The organism is Tardiphaga sp. (assembly GCF_041424195.1).
Lineage (GTDB): Bacteria > Pseudomonadota > Alphaproteobacteria > Rhizobiales > Xanthobacteraceae > Tardiphaga.
In genome coordinates this window covers 58,507-81,771 of sequence record NZ_JBGMOE010000103.1, presented here as the reverse complement: position 1 = coordinate 81,771, position 23,265 = coordinate 58,507, and the positions used below count along the sequence as shown (strand labels likewise).

27 protein-coding genes and 2 pseudogenes are annotated in these 23,265 nt (G+C 62.5%); 12 read left to right on the top strand and 17 right to left on the bottom strand.

The features are described from left to right. From ACEK02_RS15515 to ACEK02_RS15480, 8 genes are all read left to right on the top strand, one after another. Positions 1-1,220, top strand: a 1,220-nt coding sequence (locus ACEK02_RS15515) for a TraM recognition domain-containing protein (protein ID WP_371422510.1), incomplete at its 5' end; no start/stop codon positions are given. Next, a complete protein-coding gene (gene trbJ / locus ACEK02_RS15510) occupies positions 1,217-1,945 on the top strand; it encodes a P-type conjugative transfer protein TrbJ (RefSeq protein WP_211379315.1) in 729 nt (242 codons plus the stop codon). The genes ACEK02_RS15515 and trbJ, both read left to right, overlap by 4 nt. 9 nt (positions 1,946-1,954) lie before the next feature. Further along, complete coding sequence (gene trbK-alt, locus ACEK02_RS15505; protein ID WP_211379314.1) at positions 1,955-2,185, top strand: putative entry exclusion protein TrbK-alt; 231 nt, start codon at positions 1,955-1,957, stop codon at positions 2,183-2,185. Positions 2,186-2,188: 3 nt separating this feature from the next. Further along, entirely contained in the window at positions 2,189-3,313 is a 1,125-nt protein-coding gene (gene trbL, locus ACEK02_RS15500; RefSeq protein ID WP_211379313.1) for a P-type conjugative transfer protein TrbL, read from the top strand. After that, on the top strand, positions 3,310-3,996 hold the full coding sequence (gene trbF / locus ACEK02_RS15495) for a conjugal transfer protein TrbF (protein ID WP_211379312.1): 687 nt from the start codon (positions 3,310-3,312) through the stop codon (positions 3,994-3,996). The genes trbL and trbF overlap by 4 nt, the downstream gene beginning before the upstream one ends. Beyond that, complete coding sequence (trbG, locus tag ACEK02_RS15490) at positions 3,996-4,982, top strand: P-type conjugative transfer protein TrbG (RefSeq protein ID WP_211379311.1); 987 nt, start codon at positions 3,996-3,998, stop codon at positions 4,980-4,982. The genes trbF and trbG overlap by 1 nt, the downstream gene beginning before the upstream one ends. Continuing rightward, positions 4,976-6,166, top strand: coding sequence for a TrbI/VirB10 family protein (locus ACEK02_RS15485; RefSeq protein WP_211379310.1), 1,191 nt, complete (start codon positions 4,976-4,978; stop codon positions 6,164-6,166). Before trbG ends, ACEK02_RS15485 begins: the two co-directional genes overlap by 7 nt. 9 nt (positions 6,167-6,175) lie before the next feature. Beyond that, positions 6,176-6,406, top strand: coding sequence for a DUF2274 domain-containing protein (locus tag ACEK02_RS15480; RefSeq protein WP_211379309.1), 231 nt, complete (start codon positions 6,176-6,178; stop codon positions 6,404-6,406). Here ACEK02_RS15480 and ACEK02_RS15475 read toward each other — a convergent pair. Together ACEK02_RS15475 and ACEK02_RS15470 are read right to left on the bottom strand one after the other, a co-directional pair. Beyond that, positions 6,403-7,332 carry a LysR family transcriptional regulator gene (locus ACEK02_RS15475; protein WP_211379308.1) on the bottom strand — a complete coding sequence of 310 codons (930 nt, stop codon included), beginning with the start codon at positions 7,330-7,332 and terminating at the stop codon, positions 6,403-6,405. The two genes, ACEK02_RS15480 and ACEK02_RS15475, sit on opposite strands and share 4 nt — an antisense overlap. Positions 7,333-7,430: 98 nt before the next feature. Beyond that, positions 7,431-8,067: pseudogene (locus ACEK02_RS15470) on the bottom strand (cytochrome b). Positions 8,068-8,358: 291 nt separating this feature from the next. Here ACEK02_RS15470 and ACEK02_RS15465 point away from each other — a divergent pair. Beyond that, positions 8,359-8,625, top strand: coding sequence for a hypothetical protein (locus ACEK02_RS15465; RefSeq protein WP_371422509.1), 267 nt, complete (start codon positions 8,359-8,361; stop codon positions 8,623-8,625). 74 nt (positions 8,626-8,699) lie between these two features. Next, positions 8,700-9,131, top strand: a complete 432-nt coding sequence (locus tag ACEK02_RS15460) for a glycosyltransferase (protein ID WP_211379322.1) — start codon at positions 8,700-8,702, stop codon at positions 9,129-9,131. Between the two features lie 145 nt (positions 9,132-9,276). Here the strand turns inward: ACEK02_RS15460 and ACEK02_RS15455 are convergent, their stop codons facing one another. The 11 genes and pseudogenes from ACEK02_RS15455 to ACEK02_RS15405 form a co-directional block, all read right to left on the bottom strand. After that, positions 9,277-9,717, bottom strand: coding sequence for a CopG family transcriptional regulator (locus ACEK02_RS15455; protein ID WP_211379306.1), 441 nt, complete (start codon positions 9,715-9,717; stop codon positions 9,277-9,279). A 10-nt stretch (positions 9,718-9,727) separates the two neighbouring features. Then, positions 9,728-11,716: a conjugal transfer protein TraG gene (locus tag ACEK02_RS15450; RefSeq protein ID WP_211379305.1), complete on the bottom strand. Its 1,989-nt coding sequence runs from the start codon at positions 11,714-11,716 to the stop codon at positions 9,728-9,730. A gap of 309 nt (positions 11,717-12,025) precedes the next feature. Then, a complete protein-coding gene (locus ACEK02_RS15445) occupies positions 12,026-14,101 on the bottom strand; it encodes a relaxase/mobilization nuclease and DUF3363 domain-containing protein (protein ID WP_211379304.1) in 2,076 nt (691 codons plus the stop codon). A gap of 396 nt (positions 14,102-14,497) precedes the next feature. Further along, positions 14,498-15,226, bottom strand: a complete 729-nt coding sequence (locus ACEK02_RS15440; RefSeq protein WP_211379303.1) for a lytic transglycosylase domain-containing protein — start codon at positions 15,224-15,226, stop codon at positions 14,498-14,500. 4 nt (positions 15,227-15,230) lie between these two features. Then, positions 15,231-15,560, bottom strand: a complete 330-nt coding sequence (locus ACEK02_RS15435; protein WP_211379321.1) for a DUF736 domain-containing protein — start codon at positions 15,558-15,560, stop codon at positions 15,231-15,233. A 35-nt stretch (positions 15,561-15,595) separates the two neighbouring features. Further along, entirely contained in the window at positions 15,596-16,144 is a 549-nt protein-coding gene (locus tag ACEK02_RS15430; protein ID WP_211379302.1) for a S26 family signal peptidase, read from the bottom strand. Further along, positions 16,141-16,605, bottom strand: a complete 465-nt coding sequence (locus ACEK02_RS15425; protein ID WP_211379320.1) for a DUF2840 domain-containing protein — start codon at positions 16,603-16,605, stop codon at positions 16,141-16,143. The genes ACEK02_RS15430 and ACEK02_RS15425 overlap by 4 nt, the downstream gene beginning before the upstream one ends. A gap of 107 nt (positions 16,606-16,712) precedes the next feature. Continuing rightward, complete coding sequence (locus ACEK02_RS15420) at positions 16,713-17,006, bottom strand: AlpA family transcriptional regulator (protein ID WP_211379301.1); 294 nt, start codon at positions 17,004-17,006, stop codon at positions 16,713-16,715. A gap of 197 nt (positions 17,007-17,203) precedes the next feature. After that, complete coding sequence (locus ACEK02_RS15415; RefSeq protein WP_211379300.1) at positions 17,204-17,764, bottom strand: DUF2285 domain-containing protein; 561 nt, start codon at positions 17,762-17,764, stop codon at positions 17,204-17,206. A 22-nt stretch (positions 17,765-17,786) separates the two neighbouring features. Beyond that, a pseudogene (locus ACEK02_RS15410) lies at positions 17,787-17,981 on the bottom strand (transcriptional regulator domain-containing protein); the annotation flags it as partial. A 176-nt stretch (positions 17,982-18,157) separates the two neighbouring features. Continuing rightward, positions 18,158-18,421 (bottom strand): DNA -binding domain-containing protein, encoded by a 264-nt coding sequence (locus ACEK02_RS15405; RefSeq protein ID WP_211379299.1) that lies wholly within the window; start codon positions 18,419-18,421, stop codon positions 18,158-18,160. A 235-nt stretch (positions 18,422-18,656) separates the two neighbouring features. Here ACEK02_RS15405 and ACEK02_RS15400 point away from each other — a divergent pair, with 235 nt between their 5' ends. Together ACEK02_RS15400 and ACEK02_RS15395 are read left to right on the top strand one after the other, a co-directional pair. Continuing rightward, entirely contained in the window at positions 18,657-18,890 is a 234-nt protein-coding gene (locus tag ACEK02_RS15400) for a helix-turn-helix domain-containing protein (protein WP_024922039.1), read from the top strand. A 190-nt stretch (positions 18,891-19,080) separates the two neighbouring features. Beyond that, a complete protein-coding gene (locus ACEK02_RS15395) occupies positions 19,081-19,290 on the top strand; it encodes a hypothetical protein (RefSeq protein WP_211379298.1) in 210 nt (69 codons plus the stop codon). Between the two features lie 118 nt (positions 19,291-19,408). On the opposite strand, the gene ACEK02_RS15390 is transcribed toward ACEK02_RS15395, so the two are convergent. The 4 genes from ACEK02_RS15390 to ACEK02_RS15375 all read right to left on the bottom strand — a co-directional run bounded on the left by ACEK02_RS15390 (position 19,409) and on the right by ACEK02_RS15375 (position 23,265). Then, on the bottom strand, positions 19,409-19,744 hold the full coding sequence (locus tag ACEK02_RS15390; RefSeq protein WP_211379297.1) for a DUF736 domain-containing protein: 336 nt from the start codon (positions 19,742-19,744) through the stop codon (positions 19,409-19,411). Positions 19,745-20,280: 536 nt separating this feature from the next. Next, positions 20,281-20,748 (bottom strand): hypothetical protein, encoded by a 468-nt coding sequence (locus tag ACEK02_RS15385; RefSeq protein ID WP_211379296.1) that lies wholly within the window; start codon positions 20,746-20,748, stop codon positions 20,281-20,283. A 161-nt stretch (positions 20,749-20,909) separates the two neighbouring features. Next, positions 20,910-21,860 (bottom strand): DUF2493 domain-containing protein, encoded by a 951-nt coding sequence (locus ACEK02_RS15380; RefSeq protein WP_211379295.1) that lies wholly within the window; start codon positions 21,858-21,860, stop codon positions 20,910-20,912. Positions 21,861-22,209: 349 nt separating this feature from the next. Then, positions 22,210-23,265: a toprim domain-containing protein gene (locus ACEK02_RS15375; protein ID WP_211379294.1), complete on the bottom strand. Its 1,056-nt coding sequence runs from the start codon at positions 23,263-23,265 to the stop codon at positions 22,210-22,212.

Below are 23,265 nucleotides of genomic sequence, written 5' to 3'. Positions count from 1 at the left end.
TATGGGCGGGGCCGGAACGGGACGAGCACCTCGGTGCACCCCCGCTGTTCTTCGCCAAGACCGAAGGCGCGACCCCGTTCCGGTTCTCTATTCATGTCGGCGATGTTGGCCATACCCTGATCGTCGGTCCGACCGGCGCTGGCAAGTCCGTGCTGCTGGCGCTGATGGCGCTGCAGTTCCGCCGCTACGCGCACAGCCAGATCTTCGCGTTCGATTTCGGCGGGAGCATCCGTGCCGCGGCTATCGCCATGGGCGGCGACTGGCACGATCTCGGCGGTGCTCTCTCCGATGACAGCGCGACGTCGGTGACCTTGCAACCGCTGGCCGCGATCGACGATGCGGCCGAGCGCGGCTGGGCGGCGGAATGGATCGGGTCGATCCTCGCCCGCGAGGGCATCACCGTCACGCCCGATGCCAAAGAGCATCTCTGGACCGCGCTGACGTCGCTGGCCTCCGCGCCCGTTGGCGAACGAACACTGACTGGTCTTTCGGTACTGCTGCAGTCGAGCGCGCTGAAGCAGGCGCTGCGACCCTATTGTCTCGGCGGTCCGTTCGGCCGCCTGCTCGATGCCGAGGCCGAACGGCTCGGCGATGCGCCGGTGCAGGCGTTCGAGACCGAGGGCCTGATCGGCAGCGCTGCAGCATCTGCTGCCCTCTCCTATCTATTCCACCGCATCGAAGGCCGACTCGACGGTTCGCCGACGTTGCTGATCATCGACGAAGGTTGGCTGGCGCTCGACGACATCGGCTTCGCGCAACAATTGCGCGAATGGCTGAAGACGCTGCGGAAGAAGAACGCCTCGGTGGTGTTCGCCACGCAATCGCTCGCCGACATCGAGGGCAGTGCGATCGCCGCCGCCATCGTCGAGAGCTGTCCGACACGGTTGTTTCTGCCAAACGAGCGCGCAATCGAACCACAAATCATGACGGTGTATCGCCGCTTCGGCCTCAACGACCGCCAGATCGAGATCATCAGCCGGGCGACGCCGAAGCGGGACTACTACTGCCAGTCACGTCGCGGCAATCGCCTGTTCGAACTCGGCCTCGGCGATGCCGCGCTGGCCTTCACCGCCGCGTCCTCGAAGACCGACCAGGTGACCATCGCCGAACTCGTCGCCGAACATGGTCCCGAGGGCTTCGCTGCGGCGTGGCTGCGCCGCAAGGGCGCGACCTGGGCCGCGGATCTTCTTCCCACCCTTATCACGGAGCCGTCCTCATGACTCGCACTCGCTCAGTTGCAGCCATTGTTATCGTCGCAACCTCCCTCTTTGCGGCTGCTCCCGGCACGGCTCAGATCGCGGTGTTCGATCCGTCGAACTACAGCCAGAACCTGATGACGGCGGCCAATACGCTGAGGCAGATCGACAACCAGCTCACGGCGTTGCAGAACCAGGCCCAGATGCTGCTCAATCAGGCGCGGCATCTCACCAGCCTCCCGACCTCGCTGCTCAACGACATCGATCGGACGTTTACCCAGACTCAGAACCTGCTCCGACAAGTCGACCGCATCGCCTATGACGTTCAGGCGATCGAGCAGACGTTCCAGCAATACCAGAACTTCAGCGTGTCGCAGTCGGATCAGCAATTGATCAACGGCGCGCGCGACCGCTGGCAGAACTCCGTGTCGGCGTTTCAGCATTCGATGAGCGTCGGCGCCGCCACGGTCAACAATCTCCCGGCCACGCAGGCACACACCGACACGCTGGTCAGCGCCAGCCAATCGGCGGTCGGCGTCCTGCAGGTCTCTCAGGCCGGCAATCAATTGCTCGCGGTGCAAGCGCGGCAGCTCGCCGATCTGACCGCGCTGGTCGCCGCGCAAGGCCGGGCGCAGTCGATCGAACAGGCGCGGCAGACCGCCGGTGAAGACCAGGCCCGTGAGCAGGTCCGCCGGTTCCTGACCAACGGTCAGGGCTATCAGCCGCAATCCGCGCAGATGTTTCATTGAGGTGCGCCGATGACATTTGCCCGAATAGCCCCCCTTCTGTTGATCGCGCTCTCCGCGTCCGCTTGCACGATTCCATTGCGGCAAGCACGCGACAAAGCTCCGCCTCCCGCGAGCGATCCACTCGATGAGCGGCTTCAGCGCTGTTCGACGCTCGGCACCAAGAATGTTGACGACCCGGATTGTCAGAGCGCGTTCGCCGAAGCGCGCAAGCGCATCCTGCCGCCACCAGTGAGGAAATAAGCTATGAACAATACCGGCGTCATCGATCATTTCCTCGATGTGTTCACCCGCTACATCGATTCCGGATTCGGGCTTCTCAGCAGCGACGTCCAGTATCTCAGTGCCACACTGATTGCGATCGACATTACGCTCGCCGGCCTATTCTGGGCGATGGCGGCGGACGAGGACGTGATCGCACGGCTGATCAAGAAGACGCTCTATATCGGCTTCTTCGCCTTCATCATCGGCAACTTCAACAGCCTGTGCCGTGTGGTGTTCGAGAGCTTCGCCGCCTTAGGCCTCAAGGCCGCAGGCTCGGCGCTGTCGTCGGCGGATTTCCTGCGGCCGGGCAAGCTCGCGCAGGTCGGCGTCGATGCCGGTAAGCCGCTGCTCGAGGCGGCGTCCGGCCTGATGGGCTACGTCTCGTTTTTCCAGAACTTCGTGCAGATCTTCGTGCTCATGGTGGCCTGGCTCATCGTGATCATCGCCTTCTTCATCCTGGCGGTGCAGCTCTTTATTACATTGATCGAGTTCAAGCTGACGACGCTGGCCGGCTTCGTGCTGATCCCGTTCGCACTGTTCAACAAGACCTCGTTCCTGGCTGAGAAGGTGCTGGGCAATGTCGTCGCCTCGGGCGTCAAGATCCTGGTGCTCGCCGTCATTGTCGGCATCGGCACCTCGCTTTTCAGCGAGTTCACGCAAGGATTCGGCGGCAATCAGCCAACCATCGAGGACGCGCTCGCCATCGTGCTGGCGGCGCTGTCGCTGTTCGGGCTCGGCATCTTCGCCCCTTCGATCGCCGCGGGCCTTGTGTCGGGCGCACCGCAGCTTGGCGCCGGAGCGGCTGTCGGAACCGCCGTGGCCGCCGGTGGACTCGGTGTCGCCGGCGCGATGGCGGTAAGCGGCGGCGCGAGCATTGCGGGCAGCGCCATCGGCGCCGGAGCGCGCGGCGGCGCTTCGATGGCGGGGCTCTCTTCCGCATCCGCCTCGTCGTCCTCGCCCAGTGCCGGCGCGCCGGCCTGGGCACAGCGTCAGGCCCGCGGCCAGGCCATGAAGCATGGCGCATCCGCCGCGATCCATACCGTTCGCTCCGGCGATCATGGCAGCGGCTCGAATTCCGTTCCCCTCAAACAGGATGACCGTTCATGAATCCCTTCAGAAGGCCGAGCGTTCGGTACGGCAAAACGCCGGCGCCCGAGACGCCGTATCAAAAAGCCGCGCAAGTATGGGACGAGCGCATCGGCTCGGCCCGGGTGCAGGCGCGCAACTGGCGGCTGATCGCCTTCGGCATTCTGTCGCTGGCCGCGGGTCTCGCCGGCGGTCTCCTCTGGCAGGCCTCGCGCGGCACGATCGTGCCGTGGGTGGTGCAAGTCGACCAGCTCGGCCAGGCGCAGGCCGTGGCGCCGGCGGTTGCCGACTATAAGCCGACCGACGCGCAGATCGCGTGGCACCTGGCGCGCTTCATCGAGCAGGTGCGCGCGATCCCGGTCGATCCCATCATCGTGCGGCAGAACTGGCTCACCGCTTACGACTTCGTCACCGATCGCGGCGCGCTGGCGCTCAACGATTATGCCCGCACCAATGACCCCTTCGCTAAGCTCGGCAAGGTGCAGGTCGCGGTCGAGGTCTCGAGCGTGATCCGTGCCTCACAAGATTCGTTCCGGATCGCCTGGACCGAGCGCCGCTACGAAAACGGCAGCCTCAGCGCGACCGAGCGCTGGACCGCCATTGTCACCATCGTCATCGAGACCCCGCGCGATACAGAAAAGCTGCGGCGCAACCCGCTCGGGGTCTTTGTTCATGCCCTCAACTGGTCGAAGGAGCTCGGCTAATGCGGTTCCATTCCTTGTTACACATTATACTATGCACGCTGCCGGTCGCCGGATGCGCCAATAGCTGGAAACCGCCGCAGATCGGCTATGACGATCTGGAACCGGCCGTTCTATCAGCCGAGGCACCGAAGCCTATCCAGGTGGTCGAACTACCCAAGCCGCTGCCACTTCCCGGCCAGCTCAAGCCGCTTCCGGGAAAGACCTCGGCCAAGCCCGAACCGAAAGACCCGAAGGACCGCGTTGCTAAAGCGAACGACGCCGCGCGCGTGCAGCCCACACGTCATGGCTATCTCAACGCGGTGCAGGTTTATCCGTTCGTCGATGGCGCCCTCTACCAAGTCTACACCGCGCCGGGCCAAGTCACCGACATCGCCTTGCAGGAGGGCGAGCAGCTTGTGGGATCAGGTCCGGTCGCCGCCGGCGACACCGTGCGCTGGGTGATCGGCGATACCGAAAGCGGCGCTGGGCCGACCAAGCGGATTCACATCCTGGCCAAGCCGACGCGGCCGGATCTGACGTCCAATCTCGTTATCAACACCGACCGGCGCACCTATCTGATGGAGTTGCGCTCCACCGAGAAGACCTACATGGCCTCGGTGTCGTGGCAGTATCCGCAGGACCAGCTCATCGCGCTGCGTCGCCAGAGCGCGGACGCTGATGCCGCCACACCGATCGATAGCGGCCTCGACCTCGGCAAGCTGCGATTTCGCTACGCCATAGAAGGCGACACGCCGCCGTGGCGGCCGACGCAGGTGTTCGACGACGGCACCAAAGTCTATATCGAGTTTGCGCACGGCATCACCCAGGGCGAAATGCCGCCGCTGTTCGTGATAGGCAATGACGGCAATGCCGAGCTCGTCAACTACCGCGCCAGGCAGAACTACTACATCGTCGACCGCCTGTTCGCCGGCGCGGAGCTGCGGCTTGGCGGCGACAACCAGCAAAAGGTGCGGATCGTGCGGACCGACGGGTGGAAGCTATGGTGAGCGAACCCCGCATTCCATCCGAAGACAGATTGGCTGAGGAGTTTCGGCTGCGGGCGGAACGCCCGCGAGTGACGCGGCTCTCGCGCAAAGTGCTGGCCGGGCTCGGCGGCGTGGTCGGCATCGCGGTTTTAGGGGCGATGATCTGGGCTCTGCAGTCGCGCGGCCCGCGCCAGAGCGGCGGCACTGAACTCTACAGCACCGACCACAAGACCACCGCGGATGAACTCGCAAAACTGCCGAAGGACTATGCGGGGCTGCCACGGGACACGGCGCCTCCGCCGCGCACGGTGCCGCAGCTCGGCCCGCCCCTTCCCGGCGATCTCGGCCGCCCGATCCTGGCCGCGCAGGGCGCATCCACCGTAAGCCTCGATGCCGGCGAACAGCGCATCGTGCAGGAGAACGAAGCGGCGCGGGTCAGCCGCGTGTTCGCGAGCACCAATGTGCGTCAGTCGCCCTCATCCGCAACACCATCTGCGTCCGCCTCTTCGAATGCCCAAACGCCGGATACCAAACCGCCACCCGATCCGGATTCGTTGCAGAACATGCAGGACCGCAAGCTCGCCTTCGTCAGCGCACCCGCCGACAAGCGGACCGTTAGTCCGGACCGGATCGAGAAGCCGGCGTCACGCTATGTCGTTCAGGCCGGTGCCGTCATTCCGGCGGCGCTGATCACCGGTATCCGTTCCGATCTGCCGGGCGAAATCTCCGCACAAGTGACGGAGAATGTGTTCGACAGCCCTACCGGGAAATTCCTGCTGGTGCCGCAAGGCGCACGCCTGATCGGGCAATACGACAGCCAGATCTCGTTCGGTCAGTCACGTGTCTTGCTGGTTTGGAACAGGATCATCATGCCCAACGGCAAGTCGATCGTGCTGGAACGCCAGTCCGGTGCCGATACGCAAGGCTATGCCGGTCTCGAGGACGGCGTCGATTATCACTGGGGCAATCTGCTCGGAGCGGCGGCGATCTCCACCCTGCTCGGCATCGGCAGCGAATTGGTGCTTAGCGGCGACAATTCGTTAGTCCGCTCGTTGCGGACCGGCAGCCAGGACACCATCAACCAAAGTGGCCAAACCCTGGTGCGCCGTCAGCTCAATGTGCAGTCGATTCTGACGATCAGGCCGGGCTTCCCGGTGCGGGTCATCGTCAACCGCGATCTCGTGCTCGCACCTTACAAAACTTGAAGAGGCGTCATGGCAAAGCTCAAGCTCGGCCCTCACACCGATGACAAACCTGTAAAGATCGCCACTCAGTTGCCGGGTGCTGTGCACCGCGATCTCCTTGCATATGCGGAGGTACTCTCACGTGAGACAGGTCGGCAGGCCGACCCTATCAAATTGATTGCTCCGATGATCGCGCGGTTTATGGCAACCGACCGCGTGTTTCTGAAGGCGCGCAGAGTGAAGCACGGGCAACAGGACTAGTCGCCACGAATGCGGCTCTGTCGACGCTGTGGACCCTTGTGCTGACGGAGCAGGTCCAGGAATCGCGGAAGTGCCGGATTGTCATTGCTGGCTATCAGGCACGCGAAATAAGGCACCAAGCTTGGACCGTGGTCATCTGCCACCTCACGGTAGATCACGCCCGGGTGGCGCACTCCGGCATCGGCCTCGTAGAGCAACGTGATGTCAGACTCAATGTCGAGCAGGCTCAGAACGAAATCCCGACCGACATGGGAGTGACGAATGTTCGGAAGATCCCCGGATGCTTTCAGCCGGGCAATCAGGTGGTCTCTCAACTCCGGACCGGGATCGCGACCTAACAGGATCTGTTCATTGCGAAGATCATCCCAAGTCAACGTCGTCTTTTCGGCGAGAGGATGAGTTGCCGCCATGGCAACCAGGACCTTCTCGTTCCACAGCGGAATCACGTCATGCGCCCCGCTGCGGAAATGACCTGCCACGATAGCCAGATCGATCGAGCCCGCGTTGAGCCGCTCCATCAATTGGGCGCGCTCTTCTTCGACATACTGCATGTCGACATCTGGGAACGCTTGCTTGAATTCGCGAATTGACGTGCGCAGATGGCCGGAGGATGGCGAAATATAGAGGCCGATACTCAGCGAGCCTGCTTTTCCGCGCGCGATGGCCTTGGCATTGATCAAGACGGTGTTGAGTTCGTCCAGAATGCGACGAACCGGCTTAAGAAATGCACCGCTGGCTGCGGTTGGACGAATGCCGTGGCGATGGCGGTCGAATAGTTTGACACCCAGATGGGTCTCCAGACTTCTGACGCGGCGGCTGATGGTTGACGCAGGCACACGAAGCAGTTCGCCAGCGCGATTGAAGCTGCCCTGCTCAGCTGCCACAAGCGTATGCAGCAAAGTCACCATCTCAACGTTCTTAATCATGGCCGCCCGCTTTCACTAAAGTGGAATCTGCCTCTTCTCCGCCCTCAAAGATGATTCGAGGCATCTGCGGATACAGGCAAGCGAGGTGGGCCTTCTTTTCAATTTGCCCCCTTCTTTTCATTGTGCCCGCCCCGCGGCAACATCCGCTGAAGTTGAAGGTGGTGATCCCAGAATTGGTGCTTCAATGCAGCGCCCACATGAAGGACAAACAATCTGTAGAAAGGATAAGACACCCATGTGTGAAACTTCCCAAAGATATCGTGCAAGTGATCTTTTGTAGCCGGGTCGAGGTTTGCGATGAATGCGATACGAGGCCAATAGCTTCATCGGAAATTGTGCAGCGCTATTCCAGACGGAGTCGTGCAACCAGCCGGACAACGGCATGGCAAGAATCAGAACATAGAGCGCAAAGTGTCCTGACTTAGCCGCGCGGCGCTCCCACGCATGATAGTCGTCCGGCAGGGCCCGCGGCGGATTCGCAGACCGCCACAGAAGGTGAAGCAAGACTAGGCCAAGCACAGTGATTCCTAGCGATTTGTGCATCTCGATCACCGGTCGAATGAAACCGTCAGGCAAGAAACGACGATCCAGACCAGCGCAATATTGACGGCGATCACAAACGCAACGGACCAGTGCAGAAACATCGACACACGTGTGTAGCGCTTCGTTTTGTTTGAAGACCGGTCCTTCGGAGGCATTTCTAATCGTCCCGCCTATGGCCGCATTCCTATTCACAACAGATTGCGGAAAATCGGTGCTACGTTGGCGAGTGTGAGAACGTTTCACATGGCCAATCTATTCTGACCTTCGATCGCATCGCATATGACTTTTTTGTGGGATGGGGTCGTCAACCGTGCAATAGATGCATTCACGCTCGACCATTTTATGATCTTCATTCCTTCGATATGAGTCGTTTGATGCCATCATCATTCAAGGCTGCCTTCACCTCTGCTTCACCACGATTGTCCCCGCGCAAAGCGCCACATGTAAGCTCCCTGATTTTCGTCGGAGTTGTCGTTTTGTGGTTTGGCCTCATTACGCGCGCCTTCGGCGCGGGAGGGCGCCCTCGCATGGTCGGCTGGCATCACTTACATTCTCTATGACGTCATTCTGATGGTCATTGTTGTCTGGCTGACGTGGCCCAAGTTGGCTAGTCTCTGGATGACTTCGAAGACCATGAGCGAAGTCTCGTCAGGTCATGAGAGCAAGGTCAGCCCCTCGCTCGGCATCGTCATCGCAGCTTACAATGAGGCGCTGGTGTTACCCGAGACGTTAGCAGCGCTTTGCGCTTAGACGGACAAACCTGAGCAGATTTTGGTGGTGGACGATGGCTCGACCGATGATACCGCCGTCAATCTTGCCTCTCAATTTGGAGTGCCGCTTGGGGAGCAAGGCACCGTGGGGCGCGAAGTTCACTCTATCCGTTTCTGCGGGTTCTTCGGCAGCCGAGCTCCGGCAAGGCCGAGGCGCTCAATGCCGGCATCACGGAAATCGACACGGATATCGTTGTAACGATTGATGCCGACACGGCTCTCGCGCCGAATGCTCTCGCAGCAATTCGAAGGGCTTTCGCCGACGACGCGTCGATCGTGGCGGCAGGAGGGATTATGCATCCAGTATCCGACACTACATTTCTTGGCCGCATACTGCAGTGTTTCAGACGAAATAGGGATGGCATTGCCTTGCCACCAAGATCATCCGCCGCTTTGTCGACAGCAGAAATCTCAACAAGCGCAAACGAACCCAAACCGATCGTAACCAACAGAACCATCCCGAAAGCGACGATGGTCCGGATGTGAATCTAGGCGTCGATAATGCGCGACATTGATGCTCCTTAGGGGCATTTGGAAGGGCGCTAAGCCCAGCGGGATGTTGTGAAACAGCTAAGCCAAATGATTCAATGTTCTGTTAGGCTGCAGGGGAGACTGAGCAAAATCAGCGCGACTAGCTCTCCTCGCGACCGTTTTTCGCGAATTCCATTTTATTCCATACATCATCGGGAATTTCTCGCAGCAGCGTTTGTCCCTTATTGAGGCGTTCTGCAAGCGCCGCAACAAACGACTGGAATCGCGCCTGCCCTTGCGCGTCGGCGCCGCCGTTCATCTCCGCGGGCATAGAGGGCGTCGCTGTCATCCAAATACGAATGAACAGTCCCAAGGTCTCGGTTCCGATCGCAGTGTCACGCTCCAGGCGCTGCACCTGCCGCGACAGACGATCAAGGCGGCGCGTAAATGCGGCTTCGGCGCGGTCGGTTGCGTCGGGCGACAGAAAGCTTGTGACCGCTGCCTCGACTATGGAAGACCGAGAAATTTTCCGCCGATCCGACAGATCGATCAGTTGCCGCAAGATTTCCGGCGAAAAGTAAACATTCGTTCGCAGTCTCATTCCCCCTCCTTCACAACGCAATGCCATCGTCAGGATCCATCGCAGCTAGGCGCGCGACGCTGCGCATCCTCTGACGGATGGCAGCAGATTGAATGCTGATCTCGTTTGATCGATCTTCGCCGCCGGCGGCGGATGGCGCCGGCTCCGGCCCTTCGGGCGCGATCGCCTCGTGTTCGGGCAGTGATGGTTCACGGCGGATTCCGCCATTGGCTCTGTCATCTTCGGCGCGGGGCGGGCAATCGTTCTGCGCGGCGGATGCTGGAATAGGTAATGCTGTCCAATCATCGCTATCGCCTTGGATTCGCGCGCCTCGTTCCGGCGCCTTTACGCTCGGAGGCGGCAAAATCCGGTCGGTGAGGCGACGATCTTCGAAGTAGCGAGCTTTCTTCGCGCGGATCGGCTGTGTGCCCGAAACAAGAACGATCTCGTCCACAGGTGGCAACTGCATCACCTCGCCGGCGGTTAGCAGCGGACGGGCCGTTTCCTGACGCGACACCATTAGATGGCCCAGCCATGGTGAAAGCCGATGCCCTGCGTAGTTCTTCATGGCGCGCAGTTCGGTTGCGACGCCCAGAGCATCGGAAACGCGTTTGGCCGTCCGTTCGTCATTGGTCGCAAACGCCACACGAACGTGGCAATTGTCGAGGATAGAGTTGTTCTGGCCGTAGGCCTTCTCTATCTGGTTGAGCGATTGTGCGATCAGGAAGCTCTTGAGACCGTAGCCAGCCATGAAGGCAAGTGCGGACTCGAAGAAATCCAGCCGACCGAGCGCGGGAAACTCATCCAGCATCAACAGTAGGCGCCGGCGCCTCGCTTTGGCTTTCAGATCCTCGGTCAAACGTCGACCGATCTGGTTGAGAACAAGACGAATGAGCGGCTTGGTTCGCGAAATATCAGATGGTGGCACGACCAGATAAAGTGTTACCGGCGTCTCACTCTCGACAAGACCGCTGATACGCCAGTCGCATCGAGCCGTTACCTTTGCGACCACTGGATCGCGATAGAGGCCGAGAAACGACATGGCGGTTGAGAGCACGCCAGAGCGTTCGTTCTCGCTCTTGTTGAGGAGTTCGCGTGCTGCCGACGCGACGACGGGGTGCGGACGATCTGCTAGGTGCAACGTCGTCATCATGGCACGGAGCGTTGCTTCAATGGTTCGCTTCGGGTCCGACAAAAAATTAGCGACGCCAGCAAGCGTCTTGTCAGGCTCCGCGTAGAGAACATGGAGAATGGCACCGACCAGCAAGGCGTGGCTGGTCTTTTCCCAATGATTGCGTCGCTCAAGCGCCCCTTCCGGATCGACCAGGATGTCGGCGATATTCTGCACATCGCGCACTTCGCTATCGCCGCAACGCACCTCGAGCAGCGGATTGTAAGCAGACGAGTCCGGATTGGTCGGATCGAACAATAACACGCGACCGAAGCTGGCGCGCCATCCGGCGGTCAATTGCCAGTTTTCGCCTTTGATATCATGGACGATGCAACTGCCCGGCCACGTCAACAGGGTCGGGACCACGAGCCCGACGCCCTTGCCGCTACGCGTTGGGGCGAAACAAAGCACATGCTCCGGTCCGTCGTGGCGCAGATATTGGTGCTCCATCCTGCCGAGCAAGACACCATCGGGGCCTAATAGACCGGCTGCGGCGATCTCTTTGGTCGTGGCCCAGCGAGCTGACCCATAGGTTTGTGCTTCTTTAGCCTCACGGGCGCGCCAAACCGACATGGCAATGGCGACCGCGACTGAGACGAAGCCTCCGGATGCTGCGATGAATGCGGCTTCGACGAAGATGCCGGGCGCATAGGCATCGTAAGAAAACCACCACCAGAAGAACGCCGGCGGCGAGTAGAGTGGCAAGGTTCCGATATGAGCCCAGGGCGCACCGAGTTGCGCCTGATAGGCGAGACGCCACGCGGTCCACTGCGTCGCACTCCAGGTGGTCGTGAGCACAATGAACGTGACAATGAGAATCTGTCCCCAAAGGATCTTCGTCGCAGGCACTGGCTTACTCCTGACGGAACGGCTGGCCGTCACGGAAGCTGTCGACGCATTGCAAAGCAAGATGGGGAGCACGCCGATCGTATGATCGGCCGACCTGGCGTGCAATTACTGACTCAGCAGACTGTCGCCTGGACGTCGGGATGGCAGCGCGCCTCGTCGGCGGCAGCAAGCTCGCCATCCGGAAGAAGCAATCTCGTTCGATTCATCTGGCATGGAGAATCAAAAAGGTCGGTCTGTCGCGAGGCTGTGGTTATTCCCTTCCTGGTCCTGATAAGAAGCGGCGCCTAGGGCGACGCTATCGGGCATTCCTCACAACCCCAATCCTCGCTGTCGCCCAACCGTCCAGTCGATGCCGCCGCTGTCACGCATGACGCCGGTGATGTGCTGGCCGACGCGCTGGTCGAGGAAGGACTGCCAGGGCACGAGACTGAAGCCGAGACCACCATCCACACTGAATGTCTCAATCATAGCAAAATGTCCGCTGGCGAGATTGGCGCCGCCGACCAACGTTCCACTAAGACGTTCGCCGACGCCGACATGCTGGAATGTACGCCCACGGGCGGCTGCCATTTGCGGTCCGACACGTGAAATTTCCTGGCGTTCCAGCCGGGCGACGAGATCGCGTGGCGCGCGGATATTGCCGTCCGGTGCGCGCCAGGCATGGCCCTGCTCGAGCAGTGTGGCCTTGCGTCGCTCCATGGCCTGCCGGACTTGCTGGCCGAATCCGGCTTCGGTGAGCGGCGTGCGCTGGCGCGTAGCCAGTTCGCGATCGAGCCAGCTCGCACCGTCACCGGCAATTTGCTGTTCCAAATCAAGGGTGGCGAGAATGCGAACCGAAGCCTGCGCGCCGCGCCGTGCGTCATAATCGGCAGCGCGAGACGCAAGGTCCTCGGGGATCCGCCAACGGTCAGCGTCGATACGTTCCACGATGCCGGCACGACGCAGTGCTTCAAGCCGGCGGACATGACTGCGGACGTAGCCGTCGGCATCACCACCGGGGGCGCGGATAGAACCGCTCGCGACGAGTTCAAGATGCGCGCTCGGATGGTAAATGCCGGTGGTGCCAGCTACTTCCACGATGTTCCGATCGGACGCGCGCGGGCCGGAGACCCCCTCACGGCTGATCTGGACGATGCTTCCCATCGCCGCCGGCACCTCGTTGTTTGTAGCATCTGCCAGCGCCACATGATGGACGCGGCCATCGACGCCATCGATGACAAGACCAATGCGTTCGCCAAGCTCATCATCGAGGCGCTTGCCGATGACTTGGCCGACGACCGACTCCGGCACAGTCGCGTCATGCAGGACGTAGCTGCCGACTGCGCGCTCCTCCCCACGATCCGAAAGTGCGCGATTGATCGCTTTGATGATGTCGCCGCGCTCGCCGAGCTCGCGCAGCGTAGGCTCCAGCTTCTCGGAGAATGACCAAACACCAGGTTCGCTCTCGGTGGCTAGCCCGTATTGCTCCAGTTTCTTGAGACGTCCGACGAACAGCGTCTTGTCGAGATCCGCTCGGAGCTGGCCGGATTCAGGCCGTAGATCGAGCCGTCGAGACGACACCTCCTCGACGAGGATGCGGTCGAGCCGGGTGAAGCGCTCGGCCGTCATCTCGGCCTCCAGCTTGCGGCGCAATTCCAGATTGGTCTCCGGGCCAAGCTCCAGAGTGACGCGCTCCTGAGCCCGGATGCGGAGGCCATCGGTGATGTAGTCCTGGGCGATGATCAGATCTTTGCCAAGGTCGTCCTTGCCACGGATGACAACGTGGTTGTGCGGATGTCCGGTGTTAAAATGGTCGATCGCGACCCAATCGAGCTTTGTGCCGAGATCTTCTTCCATCTGCCGCATCACGTCACGGGTAAAGCCGCGCAAGTCCTGCAGGCGGTCACTATCCTCGGGCGCGACAATGAACCGGAACTGGTGGCGATCGTCACGGCAGCGCTCAAGAAACTCACGGCCATCGGCGGTGTCGGTGCCCGGCCCGTAGAGCGTTCCGCGCGTGCCATCACGCGTGGTGCCGTCGCGCTGGAGATACCGCAGGTGGGCGCCCACGCGCTTGCTACCAGCCTTGAGCTTGACGATCCGCGCCTTCACGATCACGCGGCGCATCCGATTGCCGGGCCCTCGCCCATCGACGGACTGCTTCAGCCGATCGGCCGCAGCCTGCCCGCGGCCGATTCGGGAACACTTCCCTTTACGGGGCCGCGCCGCGCCAGGACCGCGGCGCCTGCGGTTCGAGAATTGCGCTGGCGTCAGCGCGGCGCCGTTCGCCTTGGCGGACGCTTTCAGCACCTGGTCGATGAAGGAGCGTGGGCGTCCGCCGGCGCGGGAGCCGCGATTGCCGATGCGGCCAGTGCGGATACGGAAGTCGGAGGTCTCGTCGCTCATGCCGAAAAGTATGCGGGCACGAAAGCGAAACGCAAGCTACGTCCGACGACCGTCGCGGACGCGCGTGCAAATACTGGAGATCGGCGGCAGTGCAATCGATGCGAATGTCGTTGCAATCGCATTGATAATCTGGTGGTCCCGAGATAGCAAATACGGATCAGCGCCGCCTCGACCATTGAAACCAAACACCAAACTGTCAAAGGCGGCAACGCGGCCATCTAGTAAGCGTCGACCCCTCGCGCTAACCGATGTGCAGACAACGCTTTTTTGCAAACGGGCACCGAAGGGCACCGTTTGCTTTAATCTTGCCGTCCTCCGCTCGTTTGCTGGCGTTCTCAGGAACTCCAGCCTGGCTTACGCGATTGCGCGAGAAAGCACGAAAACGACGATGTGGGATTATGGCTTGCCGGGTGCAGGTGCTTGTTTGACAAATAAGCCGCCGGGAAGTGGCGCGAGCGCAGACAGATCGACAGCACCGCGGTCGTGTCCAACGGGCGACGATTGCGGTGTGAACGACAGGCGCGCGTCCGAGGATTTGTGCTGAGACCGCGCGACGAATAACGACGCCCCGCGCCAGGTGTTCGGCTCGCCGGCTGCGGTCGCGTTGTCGCCAGTTTGCGCGTCGGACAGCAGCGGCGACAGCGATGCGATGTAGTTGCGGGTCTCGTCGGGCAACGGACGGCCTGTCGCAAGGTTGTCTTCGTAGCGGGCCGGGCCGACATTATAAGCGGCAAGGAATCCGGATGCGCCGAAGCGGTCGTGCATTTCACGGAGGTAGGCAGCACCGGCGACGATGTTATCGTGCGGATCGTAAGGATCAGCACCGAGCGCATAGCGCTCGCGCAGTTCGGCGTAAGTGGCGGGCATGATCTGCATCAACCCGACCGCGCCTTTTGGCGACACGGCTTTGACGTTGCCGTGGCTCTCGACCCGCATCACGGCACGTATCCATGCCGCAGGAATCGCAAAGCGCTCGGCCGCTTCGCTGACGAATTGCGACCACGGCGCGACGGCGTCGGCGACGTGTGCCGGCGCGGTCTCGCTGCGGGCCGTGAAGGGAATGAGGACCGCAAGCGATGCGGTGACGATCACGGCAACGCGCAGCGGCTTCGCGAGCGGCGCCACGGATTCACTCGCGCGGCGCGCGGCGCGATGGACGGGTCCAGATCAGATGGAACGTGTCACCGCCGCTCACCACCTGGAACAAATTTGCGCGGATCGGTTGGCCGAATGATGGATCGTCGATCAGCAGCGAGAGATAATCGCCAGCTTTGTCGCCAGTGCGCTTCCATCCCGCGCCGATTTCCACGTCGTCGGCAAGGACGCGGTAATTCGGCGCGTTATCGGTCTCGCTGGCGATGGCCGGTACGATGATGATGACATCGCGTTTGAGCGTGAAGGTCCGGATGGTGCCGGTGTATCCATCGACGGTGCGGGTAAAGGTGCCGATCTGTGCCATGGTGGCCTCCGTTGCTGGGTGGGTAAAGCGAAGTGTCATTGCGTCGGGGCGCGCCACGCGAAGCGTCCGTCGCCGGCCTCGTCGGTCCAGATCGGCACCGCGCGCGCGACGACGGCGCTGCGCGGCAACGGACCGAAGTAACGGCCATCGAGGCTGTCGGGCTCGTCCCAATTCATGAGGAAGATTTCGTCATCAGCGATCAGGCGGCAGCCTTGCCAGACCGGCAGCGGATGGCCGCGCAGATCGCGCTCGCGCGCCGGCGCGGCGGCTATGCCGTCAACCGTAATCCGCACGCCGAAACGACAGACGGTTTGCCCGGAAAGGGCGAAGATGCGTTTGAGGAGCGGCACACCGCGCGGCAGATAGCCGCCCTCCGCCAACGTCGTCGCCAGCGCTTCCGGCGGCGTCACGACGACCAGCATGGTGACATAGAGACGGTCTGGCGACTGCACCGCGTAAAGGCCAAGCGGAACGCTCGGCGTGAGATTCCAGATATAATGTGGCGGTGAGTTCGCGCCGAGGGTCGCGAGCAGACTTGCGACCGCGAGTGACGCAGCGAGGGTATACCCAGCGCGAGGTGTCATGGCGCAACTCGCCGCCGTTTGAGCCATGCCTTATGGCGCGTCATCGTGTAAGTGCGCGGCGTATCGCCAACGCTGAGGCGGTTGTGGACGTGATGCCAATGTTCGGGCGCAGCGTCGGCGGGGTCGATGCCGAGCGCCTCGACTCCGTCGATCGCCTGCAAGACCCGCTCGACTTTCGGCCAACCGGAGATCGTGAGCAGGATGACGCCACCCGGTTGCACCAGCGGCACCGTCGTGAAGGACTCCTCCGCCTGGACTGCACGGAGGACGTCGATGCGCGAGAGCACAGTGCCGAAGTCGTTGGCGGCCCAGCGCATGACGGCGAAAATAGCACCAGGTGCGAACGACACCCGGCGGCGATGACGATCGAGCCGCGCGGTGGCGACGGGATGACCAAACCGGATGCGGTGTTCGATGCGCTTCGCTTGCCAGGTCAATTCGACATGCGTCAACGGGTCGATTGCGAGATGCGTGGTCCTCGGATCGCACGGCGCGGGCCTGCCGTTCAGTAAACCCGGTGACTCACTACGCGCAGTTTCTGCGGGGTCTGCTCGGCGGGCGATCATGGCTATGATCGCCTCACCGGGGATCGGCCGCCGACGAGCGGGCCCAAGCCGCTCACCGGCTTGGCGGCATGGACGACGCCCTTGCCTTGGTCGGACGTTGACTGGCGCAGACCGATGTCGGCCCAGGCCTGCAGGTCTTCGAGGGCGTAGACGACACGGCCGCCGAGCTTGCGATAGCTCGGCCCGGTGCCGTAGGTGCGGTGCTTTTCCAAGGTGCGACCCGACAGGCCGAGGAACCGGGCCGCTTCGGTGGTGCGCAGATAGCGTTGCTGCGAATTGCCGGAATTGTCGGCCATAGATGCGCCCGGTGCAGGTTCGGCCGCCATCGGGGATCGACGGCGTGTTGGGCGCACGATTGCGAATTTCAGGCGCGGAAGAGGATGCCGAAGATGCCGCCGGGGTTTGCGACCATCCCCTCACCGCTGGAACGCTGACGCGGCGGCGTGCTCCCCGGGCGCCAACGCCCTGCGTGGCAGGATGGACCGCGCAGCAGCTATTGGCCGGAGAGCAAGTCGCGATAGCCGCCCTGCATCCGACCGACGGCGTCTTTGACCAGTCGGATGATCTGCGAACGATAGGACGAGGTCAGCCAGTCGCGCCGGCTTTGGATCCGCACATCGGGATCAAGCAGGGTGGCAGCGAGATCGCGGTACGTCGCCCGTTGCTGGCGACCGTCAAGTGCTCTCAGCATCAAGATCAAGCGGCGGCGCTGTTGCACGGTTAGCGGCAAGGCTGTCGGGCGCACCTCGGCATCAGTCAGGCGGTGCCAGATTTGAAGGACGGCTTCGACGCGTTGCGCCACGTGCGTATCGAACGGGATAACGGCGGCGATCGGTGCCGACGGATTCGTACCGGGGAGAATCCAGATCCGCTGGTCGTCGTTTAGCCCCTGCCACAGCAGGTGACGGCCGTCTGTGCGCTGCTTTTCGAGGGCCAGTGGAATCCGATCGAGCGTGATCTCCGATCCGCTGCCCGGCGGCGCTGTCGTCACGATCGTCGCGGTTGGCAGCGCGGTAAACTCCCACAAGACCAGCGCGCGGTCGCTGCGTTGCATCGGGTCGCACGGGAAAACTCAACCCCCAGCGCTGGGCCAGCGCAAGGGCGGCCTCCGGCGCGATGGCGATGCCGCTTATCGCATCGCGGCTTATACGTTCGTAATCATCGCGGTAATCGGGGTTGCGCCTCAGAAACTCCCAGGCGAACCCCGCTCGTTGCACACGATCGAGATAGGCGGACGGATCTTGCGACCGCCAACTTTCATCATCCGGCATGCGACCACTCCAGCGCTACTCAGCCTCAAGAAAGGCATGCCCCTCCCCGTCGCCGAGTATCCGGAAGCATCGTCGATGTGCAGAAGTCGCCGTCGCTGCAACGCGTGTTGCAACACCGCGATCAGCGAAAGGTGATGGAATAGGCGTGGTGCCATGAAAAACGTCGCCTACTCAACTCATTGAAATGGTGGTTTGAGCAGGTCACGATATCCGGCCTTGGTCATCCATCGTGCGCGAGCAAGATGACTGTCATGCACGCTACGCGCGCGATCCGCCTCGCGTTCCGCGTCGAGACCGAAAATCACCTGCACGACCTCACGCCAGTCGGCCCCCTCCTCATCGGCATCAAGCAGCCGAAGGTAGGTCTTGAGGTGCCGCTCGTCGTAAGGCGTGACATGCGGCAGGTCGGGGGGATGGTCGTCAAAGGCAATTTTTGTCATGGCGAAAACTCGCGCCAGTCATCTGTCGACATTCGTACCGCAAAAATACGGCACTCTTGCTTCGGACCGATGACAGTTTTTGGGCCATTAACAGGTCGCCCGGCTTTTACCGCAAATCGTCAAGAGGTCCGCGTCCCGGCTGCCTCCGAATTCCGTCGGATTCCAGGAGGCAAGCAGGATCGGTTTGTCGAGTATACTCCGTAGTGAAATACCCTACAAGACGAACACTTTTCGAATGGAGATTCGAGAGGTGTTCGCCCGCAACCTGCGCCGGACCCGGCATGCCAAGGGGCTGTCGCAGGAGGCGTTGGCGCATGAAGCGGACGTCGACCGGACCTATATCAGCTCGCTCGAACGCGGCGTTTACGCCGCGACCATCGACATGGTTGGAAAATTGGCCGAGGTGCTCGGTGTCGAGCCCGATGCGCTGCTACGGCGCGCGTCGAAGCCGTCGCGCGGCAAGTCCTGATCCGGCGGCGTCGCATCGGCTCTGGTCTCAAGATCACATCGCGGGCGGAGATTGCATCCTGCGATTTGCTGCGGCTGCGAAGACATCGTTCGCCCGGACTTGCGCCACAAAGAGACCTTGAATCTTCACCGTAGAAGTCACGTCGTCTTCACACCGGGCGCTTATGCGGTGCACCGAGGAGCCGGTGCCGATGACGACAGATTCTCGCCTGCGGATATTTGCGCGCTTCATGGGGTTTCGGGGCTGCCCGGCCTGCGGCGAGGCGCTGTTCGCCGCCGAGCATGCTACGTTCGTCAGCGCGGATCGAGTCATCCTGCACTGGCGCTGTGACGCTTGCGATCATGCCTTTCAGACGCGCGTCGAGACGCAGCGCGACCCGTCGGCGCGGGCGGCCGCGTAGTAATTTCCCTTTTGAAGATGGACGCCCTCGCCGCGCGTGCTTCGCGCGCGGTCGATAGGCGACGCCTTGAGCGCGCGAGATGCCCCGCCTCCCGGCGGGGCATCTGAGAGCGGATTGATCAATCGACGGAAGCCGTGCGAGCCTTCTGCGGGCGCGACCAGATCAGGGTGTAGCTGCCGCCCTCCTCGTCGTCGAAGAGGTTCGCGTAGATCGGAGCGTTGAAGCTCGGATCGTCGAGCTTGACCGAGAGGTAGTCGCGCTGTTCCGCGGAGCGCTTGGGCCAGGCGGCGCCGATCTCGGCCCGGCCGACATAGGCGCGGTGGCTCGGGGCGTTCTCGTTGGCCCGGTTGGTCTCGGGGACGAGGCGGACGTTCTTGGCCTGGAAGCTGAGCGTGACGATTTCGCCGATAAATGCGCCAGCCTCGTTCTTGGTGAAGGTGCCGATGTTCGCCATGGTAATTCTCCTTGTTCTCTGTTTCCGAGCCGCGACCATCGCGGTCTCGATGGCGATCGACAGGCCGGAGGCGATCGGCGCTGCATCCGTCTTCGGACCGAAGCGCAGCGGAGGATGCCAGGCGGGCAACTTTCTTGTCTTGCGCGAGGAATGGGCGAAGCCCAGGGGAAGAAAGTTGAACGACGGCATTGCAGCTAGGCGATCGAGGCGCAGCCGTCGTTCGGCCAGATCAGGCCATCACAGAGACCCGATGACCCGCGCTCGGCGTGACAGAGCCTTGCAAGGAGAAAGAACCAGCGAACCTGCGCCTTACCACGCAACATCTGGCGATCTGGGATAGCGTCGTCGATGTCCGGGCAGTTTTTCGCCTGTCACTCCAACACTGCCGACCCAATGCACCGTGCCGCGGCGATGTCGGCCAGCCATCGGCGCACGGACATCCGTTCGTCCGCGAAGCGTGACCCGCTCGAGGTTAGTGCGCGAGCATGCGGCAACGCTTCGGAAAGCGTGAATCTGGCGACGGGCGGCGGGCTGCCTCAGGTCGAGGTCAGACCGCGGCGCCGGACGACGTCCTGATCCGCTCGCGATGTTCCACCGTCGAGCGGGGCATCGGCCAGCCGCAGCCAGGCGGTTGCGCCGACGACCATCGCGCCGACGACGGCAAAGATATTCTGCCACATCTCCGAAGGTGTCGTGAACGCGGCAAGGCCGTGCGTCGCGTAGAACCCGGCGACTGCGGCCGGTCCCGCGAACAGCACCGCAAGAACGAAACGGAGGAACGGCGCCCGGACCAGCGTGAAGGCGATCTGCGCCGCTGCGAGCGTCGCGCCGCCGGTAAGGAGAGCGAGCGTAACGGCGCCGAGCGAACCCGCTCCGCTGTGATAGGCGAAGAGGCCCGCGGTGACGGCGATAAAAAACGGCAAGGCATAAACGGCCAGCGTAAACAACAGCCAGCAGAAGACGCCGAGTCCGACGAGATTGAGAACAACGCCGATGGCGACCATGGTGGTTTATCCTGTCACAAGAGTGCAAGGGTCGCGCCTCCACCACCACCACGGCGCAAGTCGAACAATAGCAAAATTGATCCATTGTGGCAGCAGATTTTTCTGCGGCGCGTTTCAATGCGCCGCATCGTGTTTGAAACTCGATGAAAAGGCGGCGGCGCTTACGCGCCTCCCTCCTCAGGCTTCTTGCCGAATTTCCAGACCGGGATGCCGAGCTTCTTCGCCTTGTCGGCGAGGTTCTCCTGGATACCAGTTCCCGGGAAGACCAGGACACCGATCGGCAGCACGTCGAGCATCGCATCGTTGCGCTTGAAAGGTGCGGCTTTCGCGTGCCGTGTCCAGTCCGGCTTGAAGGCGATCTGCGGCACCTTGCGATTGTCGGCCCATTTGGACGCGATCAACTCGGCACCTTTCGGCGATCCGCCGTGCAGCAGCACCATGTTGGCGTGTTTGATGCGGGTTTTGTCGAGCACGTCCCAGATCAGGCGGTGATCGTTGAAGTCGAGCCCGCCGCTGAAGGCCACCTTCGGTCCGGGCGGCAGCATCACCTCGGTCTCGGCCCGACGCTTGGCCGCGAGGTAGTCGCGGCTGTCGATCATGGTCGCGGTGAGCGCGCGGTGGTTGACCATCGACCCGGACCGCGGGCGCCACGCCGTGTGGGTGCGCCGTTCGTAGTGTTCGGCGGCATGGTCGCGAAAGAACTCCATGGCGTTGCGACGCTCGCTGAGCGTCATGCCCTCGGCGATGAGGCGTTCCAGTTCGACCGACCGCACCTCGGAGCCATCCTGTTCGCGTTGGCCGCGTCGCTGCGCCTGCTCGTTGTCGTCGAGGTGGCGTGCGATCCGCTCCGTCGCGCGATGGAAGAGATTGACGGTCGACCACAACAGATCGTCAAGGTCGGGTTCGAGCCGGGTGTCATCAAGGCTGCCGATGAGGGCGTCAAAAATGTCGGCGACGGCGCCGGCGGCGATGCGGGGGTCGGGCAACGGCCGCGGATCGGGTTCGTCCTGGAACGGGCGGTGGCCGTAGAGCTGGAGTTCGGTCAGCAGATGATCGGTCGGGGATGATGCCTGCGGCGGCTCGTAGCCGGTGGTGTCGTCGTCGGTCGTCATGGCGGCTTCCTTGTGCTCGGATCGGCCGCGCCCATCGCGGCCTTCGTGGCGACGAAAGCCGTCGGGCGGGCCGGACCTGCACCGCTGCAGCGAAGCGGAAGCGGCCGGAGCGCAGCGGAGGATGGTGGGGGCCGACTATTTTGACTCGCGATGTAAAGCGCCCTCCTCCATCGCGCCCGGCGCGATGGAAACAATGCAGGGCGCGACGGAAAATAGTCGGCCATCCGCCATTGCGGGGCCGGACCGTTTGACGGCTCGATCGCCCTCTCAGAAGGCCGGGGACGCGGACCTCTCCGACACGATGAGAAGCCAACACCGAAGGCGGCGCATGATCGGAACGCCGCTTGCCTCACCCCGTCCCGGCGCTGACGTCCGGATGCAAGAAGCGGCCAACGTCTTCCGGGACGATCTGCACCCGCAATGCTGCCCGTAACGCATCGATGCCGCGACGCCGCAGATCCCCGTTGACGTCGTCGCAACGTGGCGACAGCGTGATCGCCTCGATCCCGACCGCCTGTGCTCGTGCACTCAAGCTCCCCATCGCACTATCGCCCGCCGGATCGTCATCACGCACGATATAGAGACGGCGCAGCGTGGCCGGAAACAGGATGGCGGCGAGATGCGCGGCCGAGAGCGCGGCATTCATCGGCAGGGTCGTCATGACGCAGCGGAGCGACATCATGGTCTCGATCCCCTCGCCCGCCGCCATCACGTCATCGGCGACGCCGAAGCGAACGGCATTGCCCAAGAGATGGCCCATCGCGCGCCGCGGCGTGTCGACTGGCGCCTTGTCGCAACCGGATGGATCGAGCCAGGTGCGATGCGCGCCGGTGATGTGGCCTTTGAGATCGGTGACAGCAGCGATCATCGCGGGCCAAGTCTGAGTCGGCGCGTCGGCATCGGGGCGATAGTAGCAGCGTGGGTGAAATCGCAGTGCGCTGACGTCATCCAGATGGGTGATACCGCGGTGGCGCAAATAGAAATCGACGAGAGTGCCAGCGATCGGCCTCGATATCGCAATCAGCCGGCGGGCCGATTCCGGCGAGCCCATCGGCGCTGGCGATAAGCGCCCAGGAATTCCGGGCTTCGGCTCGGGCCGTGGTAAACTCAGGAAACGTCGTGCTTCGTCGGCCACATCGTGGAAATCGACCAAGCCGCAGGTTTCGCTGATGATGTCGAGCAGGTCGCCGTGTTCGCCGGTCGCCGCGTCGGTCCATTTTCCGGGACGGCGTTTGCCGGACGGGTCGCCGGTCAGCCGCACGAACATCGAGCGGCCCTGCGTATTCTTGGCGTCGCCGACCTGCCAGTAGTTTCCGACCCGGCACCCTTGGGAGAGATAATGTCGGCACACCGCTTCGGCCTCGCGCGCGAGCCGATGCGCCAGCTCTGCCGCATCATGCGCCAT